Source organism: Roseateles sp. (genome assembly GCF_046300915.1).
Classification (GTDB): Bacteria; Pseudomonadota; Gammaproteobacteria; order Burkholderiales; family Burkholderiaceae_C; genus Kinneretia.
Map to the genome: position 1 here is coordinate 1 of NZ_JBKCLH010000043.1, position 7,376 is coordinate 7,376.

The window sequence follows — 7,376 nt, forward strand, 5'->3', positions numbered from 1 at the left end:
TAGCTCAGACTGAAGGAGCACACCATGGACCGAACCCCTCTGCAGATCGTGGAGACGGTGGATGCAGCCAAGTTGACCATGGGTCAACTGGAGGAACGTTTGTCAGGCGGCACGGATGTCCTGGACCTGGGCGACCACTCGGTGATCCGGACCACGGTGAGGCGAATCGAAGAGCTTCTGAGCCAAGCCGCGGAGTACGAGGAAGTCTTGCGCCGGCAACTGGCGCGCACCAACGGCCGGATCACCGCGTCTACCGCCTGACCGCAGTCCCGCTGCCGGTCTCCACTCTGGATCTCGGCCATTGCTGGGATGCCGCGCCTTAGAGCGCAAACGTACAAGCTCGGCCAAGTTGAAGTGTGACCGCCTGGGGATCACGCGTACACGCGTAACCCACGCAGCGGCCCACCGCGACATCGGTCATGGAAGTCTGAGCGCAGTACTCAAGTCGGTGGACGGGGGCGGGGCGAATGGTGTACTGTATGCATGTACAGTATTCTACTTGCCAACCACCATGCCCCCGCCACCCCCCATCGAGGCCCTTGCGCCTCCCGGGACCGAGATCCGCTGCGACGCCGTCGCTGAGGCGGCACTCGACCTGGCGGCGCCTGGGCAGAACGCAGCGGCGGCGACCCCGCCCCTGCCGCCAGAGCTGTCTGAGCGCCTGTGGCGGGGCCATGAGCTCAGCCATGGCCATCAGGCTAGCGTGCCCACTGGCTTTGCAGCCCTGGATGCCGAGCTGCCCGATGGCGGCTGGCCCTATGCCAGCCTCACGGAAGTGTTGCAGGCTCAGCCCTCGCTGCTGGAGTGGCGCCTGGTCGGCCCGTGCCTGCACCAGTTGGTCGGGCAGCGCGCCATTGCCCTGATTGGCCCACCCAAGCCCCCTCATCTGCCAGGACTACGGCACCTCGGGCTCAACGAAGAGCGCCTGGTCTGGATCCGCGCCGAAGCGCCCTCGGAGCGGCTCTGGGCCACCGAGCAACTGGTGCGAGCCAATGCCGCAGCCGCCGTGCTGACCTGGCTGCCCCAAGCCCGGCCGGAGCAGATGCGCCGCCTGCAGGTGCTGGCCCAGGGCTGTGAAGGCCCTGTGTTCGTGTTCAGGCCACTGGCAGCCCGCCATGACCCGTCGCCCGCGCCGCTGCGTCTGCTGGCCACCCCCGCCCCGGATTGGACGCTGGAGGTGCAGATCCTCAAGCGCCGGGGTCCGGTTCATGAAGGCCCACTCACCCTGTCCTCCATTCCCGGAGGACTTCAGCATGTGCTGACGGCCCGCACTCTGCGGCCCAGCCTGCTCCTGCCCACCAAGGAGGCCCCACACCATGCTGTGGGTCGCCCTGCTCATCGCCACAGCGCCGCCGCCGCCCCGCGCCAGGTCGACCGCACCGTCAGCACCGTCGGCCAGCGCTGAAGCGCTGCAGGGCCTGGCCCTGTGGTGTCTGCAGTTCACGCCGCGCGTGGCTTTGATGGAAGACGTCGCCGTCGTGATGGAGGTCGAGGCCAGCCTGCGCCTGTTCACAGGCCTGGAGGCGCTCAAGGCCCGCATCAGCGACGAGGCGCCGGACCTGGGCGTCCAAGGTGTGGCGTGGGCGCCCACGGCCATGGCGGCCCTGATCATGGCGCGCTGCGGCGTGCTGGACCTGGGGGAGCGTCTGCTACAGCCCGTGCTGGATGAGCTGCCACTAACGGCCCTGAGCGCGGCCGCGGCCCATGCTGAGACCTTGTCCCGCGCCGGCATCTACACCCTGGGCCAGCTGCGCACCCTGCCGCGGGGCGGCATCAGCCGGCGCTTCGATGCCCAGCTGCTGACCGCGCTGGATCAGGCCTACGGTCTGCGGCCACAGCCCTTCTCGTGGGAGGCCTTGCCCGAGCATTTTTCGGTGCGGGCTGAGCTGCCCAGCCGCGAGGAGCGGGCTCCGGCGCTCTTGGTGTTCGCCAGACCGCTGCTGATGCAGATGTGCGGCTGGCTGGCCGCCCGGCACGCGGGGGCCAGCGGCTTCACGCTGCGCTGGGTGCACGACTCCATGCGGGCCAAGGATGCCGGGGACGGCGGCGAGCTGACCATCCGCTCCAGCGAGGCGCTGCGGGACCTGGAGCATTTCACGAGGCTGCTGGCGGAGCACCTGGCCAAGATCGAGCTGCTGGCGCCGGTGGGTGAGCTGCAGCTGGAGGCCCTGGGCGTGGAGCGGGTCAGCGCGCAGAGCCAGTCCCTGCTGCCCCAGAGCCTGAGTGGTGGCGAGTCCATGAGCCTGGTGCTGGAGCGCATCGCAGCCCGCTTTGGAGCGGAGCGGGTGCTGCAGCCCTATCAGGTGGACGACCACCGGGCCGACTGGGCCACGCATTGGGCACCGGCGACGCTGCGGCGCAGCCGCCGCCAGCCCGAGGTGCCGGAGCTGCCCGCCCCGACGTTCTTGCTGGAGCAGCCGCTCAAGCTGGCAGTGCGCGATCACCGGCCTCACTACCAGGGGGCTTTGCTCTTGCTGGTTGGGCCGGACCGGGTGGAGGGCGGCTGGTGGGACAGGCTGCCGGGTATGTCCCTGACCCGCCATGTGGTCCGCGACTACTGGGTGGCCCAGTCCCCCGCGGCCGGGGTGCTGTGGATCTACAGCACGCGCATGGACGATGGCGAGATGGCCTGGTTCCTGCACGGTGTGTTTGCCTGAAGCCTGAGCCCAGGATGCTGAGCCCATGGCCACGATCCCCGACTATGCAGAGCTGCGCTGCACGAGCAATTTTTCATTTCTGAAGGGCGCCAGCTGGCCGCAGGAGCTGGTGGAGCGCGCTAAGGCCCTGGGCTACTCGGCCCTGGCGATCACGGACGAGTGTTCGGTGGCCGGCGTGGTGCGCGCGCATGTGGAGGCCAAGGCCCAGGGCTTGAAGCTGCTGGTGGGCAGTCAGTTCGCGGTGCAGTGCGAGTTTCCGTTCACGCTGGTGGCCCTGGCCTGCAATCTCAATGGCTACGGCAACCTCTGCCAGCTGATCTCGCGCCTGCGCCGGGAGGCGGACAAGGGCGAGTACACGATGAGTCTGGAGGACATCGGCCCGGGCACTCTGGACGACTGCGTGCTCATCGCCTGCCCAGAGCGTCATGCCAAGCCCGAGGCCTTGCAGGCCCTGGGACGGTGGCTGCTCAGCCGTTTCATGGGTCGGGTGTGGTTCGGACTGGACCTGCTGCGCCGCAGCGATGACGAGATCCGCCTGGCCCGGCTGCGCGAGGTGAGCGCCCTGACCGAGATCCCGCTGGTGGCGGTGGGCGATGTGACCATGCATGTGCGCAGCCGCAAGCCCTTGATGGACGTGATGACGGCCACCCGGCTGGGCAAGCCATTGACCGAGTGCGGCAAGGCCCTGGATGTGAACGCCGAGCGGCATCTGCGCACCCGCGGCCGTCTGGCCCGGACCTTCCCGGAAGACCTGTTGGCCCAGACCCTGCGGGTGGCCGAACGCTGCGAGTTCAGTCTGGACGAGATCCGCTACCACTACCCGACCGAGGTGGTACCGGCGGACGAGACACCAACGGGCTACCTTCGGCGGCTGACTTACGAGGGGGCCGGACGCCGCTGGCCCCAGGGCATCCCCGCGGTGGTGTCGGAGCAGATCGAGCGGGAGCTGGCCCTGATCGCGGAGCTGAAGTACGAGCACTACTTCCTGACCGTGGCCGACATCGTGGAGTTCGCTCGCAGCCGGCGCATCCTCTGCCAGGGGCGGGGCTCGGCCGCGAACTCGGTGGTCTGCTACTGCACCGGCGTGACCGAGGTCGACCCGGCGCGCATGAGCGTGCTGTTCGAGCGCTTCATCAGCAAGGAGCGCAATGAGCCGCCCGACATCGACATCGATTTCGAGCACCAGCGGCGCGAGGAGGTGATCCAGTATCTCTACAGCAAGTACACCCGAGACCGGGCGGCGCTGACGGCGGTGGTGATCTCTTACCGGGTCAAGAGCGCGCTCAAGGATGTGGGCAAGGCCCTGGGTTTTGCGCTACCTGAGCTGGAGCGGCTGACCGGCAACCACCAGTGGTGGGATGGGGACAGCCTGGACGAGGAGCGGCTCACCGAGGTGGGCTTGGACCGGGATGATCTGGCGGTGCGCCAGCTCGTTGCGCTGACCCGGCAGATCCTGGGCATGCCGCGTCATCTGTCGCAGCACCCAGGCGGCTTTGTGCTGACCCATGGGCCGCTGACGCGCCTGGTGCCCGTGGAGAACGCCAGCATGCCCGACCGCACCGTGATCCAGTGGGACAAGGACGATCTGGATGCGGTGGGCCTGCTCAAGGTCGATGTGCTGGGCCTGGGCATGCTCACCGCCATCCGCAAGGCCCTGGACCTGATCGGTCAGACCCAGGGGTATGACTTCGAGATGCAGGACATCCCGCCCGAGGATCCCGGCACCTACGACATGATCTGCAAGGCGGACACGATTGGCGTCTTCCAGATCGAGAGCAGGGCGCAGCGCTCCATGCTGCCGCGGCTGCGGCCGCGCTGCTTCTATGACTTGGTGGTGCAGGTGGCCATCGGGCGGCCCGGGCCGATCCAGGGGCAGATGGTGCATCCCTATCTGCGCCGTCGCCAGGGGCAGGAGCCGGTGAGCTATCCCAGCCAGGATCTGGAAGCGGCGCTGGGGCGCACGCTGGGCGTGCCGTTGTTTCAGGAGCAGGTGATGCAGGTGGCCATGGTGGCCGCCGGCTACAGCGGGGGCGAGGCGGATGCGCTGCGCCGCGATATGGCGGCCTGGAAGCGCAAGGGCGGCCTGCAAAAGCACTACGCCAAGATCGTCGAGGGCATGACGGCGCGTGGCTATGAGGCGGCCTTTGCGGAGGCGATCTTCAACCAGATCAAGGGCTTCTCGGAGTACGGTTTTCCGGAATCGCATGCGGCAAGCTTCGCGCTGCTGGTCTACGCCAGCTGCTGGATCAAGCACCATCACCCGCGCGAGTTCCTGGCGGCCATGCTCAATTCGCAGCCCCTGGGCTTCTACAGCCCCAGCCAGTTGGTGCAGGACGCCAAGCGCCATGGCGTGGTGGTGCTGCCGCCGGATGTGATGAGCAGCCACTGGGACTGCACGCTGGAGCCCTGGGCGGGGGAACTGGCCGTGCGCTTGGGGCTGTGCCTGGTCAAGAGCCTGCGGCAGGACTCTGCCGAGGCCTTGGTTCGGGCCCGCGAGCAGGCACCGTTCGAGAGCAGCGAGGACCTGGCCCGGCGGGCCGGGCTGAATCAGCAGCAGATGACGGCACTGGCCTCGGCGGATGCCTTGATGAGCCTGAGCGGGCATCGGCGCCAGCAGGTGTGGGATGCCTCGGCGCTGCGCACGACGCCGGCCCTGCTGCGAGAGGCGCCGGTGGAGGAAGACTATCTGGAGCTACCGCCTGCGGACGAGGGGGAGGAGGTGGTGCACGACTATGCGTCGCTGGGCCTCACGCTGCGGCGGCATCCGCTGGCCTTCCTGCGCGAAGCCTTGACCAAGAAGGGAGCGATGACGGCGGCTGAGCTGCGGGCCGTGCCTGACCGCCGAGTGGTGAAGACCTGCGGCATCGTGACCACCCGCCAGCAGCCGGAGACGGCCAAGGGCACGACCTGACCTGAGACGTTTCCTGTAGCCAGTTGGAAGGTGAGTTCTCTCGTAACCTTGAAACGAGGAGAACTCATGAAGAAGCGATTTACCGACGAGCAAGTGGTGCGCATCCTGCGCGAAGCCGAGAGCAAGCAGGAGTCGATCCGCGACGTTTGCAAGCGCCACAACATCACCGAGCAGACCTTCTTCCGCTGGCGCAACAAGTTCGGCGGCATGGATGTGGCCGAGGCCAAGCGGCTCAAGGAACTGGAATCCGAGAACGCCAAGCTCAAGCGCCTGCTGGCCGAGCAGCTGCTGGTCATCGAGGGACTGAAGGAGTTCACCGGAAAAAAATGACATCCCCGTCAGGTCGCCGGGCTGCTGTGCGAGCCCTGACCTGCCGGGGCATCTCCGAGCGCCGGGCCTGCCAGATTCTGGGCCTGAGCCGGCGCGTGAGCAGCTACGCGCTGCGCCAGCCTGGCAAGGACCAGGCGCTGGGGACTCGACTCATGGATGCCACCCAAGACGTGCCGCGCTTCGGCTACCGCCGCATGGCGGCTTGGTTGGACGTGGGCGAGGCCCGGGTGCGGCGGCTGTGGCGCAGCCTGGGCCTGCACCAGCCGCGCAAGCGTCCGCGCCGACGGCGCAGCGGCTGCGACATGCGCCTGCCCGGTGCCGTGCGGCCCAACAGCGTCTGGAGCTACGACTTCGTGCACGACCAGTTCGTTGACGGGCGCGTGCTGAAGATGCTGTGCGTGCTGGACGAGCACACGCGGGAGTGCCTGGCCATCGTGCCGGCCAGCCGGCTGCGCTCTCAGGACGTTATCCTGACGCTGTCCCGGCTGATGCGCCTGTACGGCAAACCCGAGCACATCCGCAGCGACAACGGGGCGGAGTTCACCGCCCGCTCGGTGATGCGCTGGCTGCGCGACGAAGCCATTGGCCCGGCCTTCATCGCCCCGGGCAAGCCCTGGCAGAACGGCTTTGTGGAGAGCTTCAACGGCAAGCTGCGCGACGAGCTGCTCAACCGGGAGTGGTTCCGCACACTGGCTGAGGCCAAGGTGCTGATCGAGGCGTGGCGACAGTTCTACAACGAGCGCCGGCCGCACAGCGCCTTGGGCTACCGGCCACCCGCCACGGTTCGCCGTGAGTGGTCCGACACCGATAACATCACCCCGAGACTCACCGCCTGAGTGGCTACAAAGTCCGTACGCAGGTCACCACTGCCACATCGTGGAGACCGGCAACGACTCGATCCGCTACCTGAGGTCAACGGCCCAGGCCAAGACGCGAGTGCGGGCTCGGGAACAGCAACGGGTTGCCGCTCAGAAACAGGAGGGTGCCGAGGGCGCGATCAAGCCCTCAAACTAAACTCATCCACAGCCCGCAGGCCCGCGCCTGCGGCTTCCATCCCTGGCTCACTATTGGGTCGGTACGGTGGCTCAGATTTGCATCGGCCGGGACACCCTGTAGACGGGATAGGCCGCGTGCTCTCATAATCAAATTTACGACCTAGAGTTACCCCGCGCGCGACCGGCTATGCCATACGTGCCGCAGCGCCGTGAAATTGGTAGAGCCAAGGTCCTTTTGTCAAAAGGAAGTTTCTCGGTTGTCAGACACCGGCGCAGAGTTTCATGACTGCAAGATGGCGGAGCCCGTCCAGAAGTTGCGCTGCAACGATCTTGAATTAGGGTACCGTGTTGCCGAGAGGTCACAATGACTGACATTGGAGCCGTGTTCGAATGGGTTGCGCTTGGTTGTGCTGAGGCCCCAAGCCACGGCGGAGGTCACGAGTGTAGAACGTCAAGACCTCAACTGACAGTAGATCGGCGATA

Annotated in this window: 5 protein-coding genes and 1 pseudogene; all 6 read left to right on the forward strand. The window is 67.1% G+C overall.

Going from position 1 to position 7,376, the window contains the following annotated elements:
• The first annotated feature begins 24 nt into the window (after positions 1-24).
• A complete protein-coding gene (locus ACK5F2_RS03255) occupies positions 25-261 on the forward strand; it encodes a hypothetical protein (protein ID WP_409862761.1) in 237 nt (78 codons plus the stop codon).
• Positions 262-511: 250 nt separating this feature from the next.
• Positions 512-1,405 carry a translesion DNA synthesis-associated protein ImuA gene (imuA, locus tag ACK5F2_RS03260; RefSeq protein ID WP_409862762.1) on the forward strand — a complete coding sequence of 298 codons (894 nt, stop codon included), beginning with the start codon at positions 512-514 and terminating at the stop codon, positions 1,403-1,405.
• Positions 1,317-2,657 carry a Y-family DNA polymerase gene (locus ACK5F2_RS03265; protein WP_409862763.1) on the forward strand — a complete coding sequence of 447 codons (1,341 nt, stop codon included), beginning with the start codon at positions 1,317-1,319 and terminating at the stop codon, positions 2,655-2,657. Before imuA ends, ACK5F2_RS03265 begins: the two co-directional genes overlap by 89 nt.
• A 25-nt stretch (positions 2,658-2,682) precedes the next feature.
• Positions 2,683-5,568, forward strand: a complete 2,886-nt coding sequence (locus ACK5F2_RS03270) for an error-prone DNA polymerase (protein ID WP_409862765.1) — start codon at positions 2,683-2,685, stop codon at positions 5,566-5,568.
• Positions 5,569-5,634: 66 nt separating this feature from the next.
• A protein-coding gene (locus ACK5F2_RS03275; RefSeq protein ID WP_409862766.1) for an IS3 family transposase occupies positions 5,635-6,734 on the forward strand; the annotation gives its coding sequence in 2 pieces (ribosomal slippage) (positions 5,635-5,884 and positions 5,884-6,734; 1,101 coding nt in all).
• Positions 6,735-6,759: 25 nt separating this feature from the next.
• A pseudogene (locus tag ACK5F2_RS03280) lies at positions 6,760-6,912 on the forward strand (AAA family ATPase); the annotation flags it as partial.
• Positions 6,913-7,376: the final 464 nt, after the last annotated feature.

Bases quoted from the DNA above. Each gene is read 5' to 3' on its own strand.
- imuA (WP_409862762.1), top strand. From the start codon at position 512: ATGCCCCCGCCACCCCCCATCGAGGCCCTTGCGCCTCCCGGGACCGAG.
- ACK5F2_RS03270 (WP_409862765.1), top strand. From the start codon at position 2,683: ATGGCCACGATCCCCGACTATGCAGAGCTGCGCTGCACGAGCAATTTT.
- ACK5F2_RS03265 (WP_409862763.1), top strand. From the start codon at position 1,317: ATGCTGTGGGTCGCCCTGCTCATCGCCACAGCGCCGCCGCCGCCCCGC.
- ACK5F2_RS03255 (WP_409862761.1), top strand. From the start codon at position 25: ATGGACCGAACCCCTCTGCAGATCGTGGAGACGGTGGATGCAGCCAAG.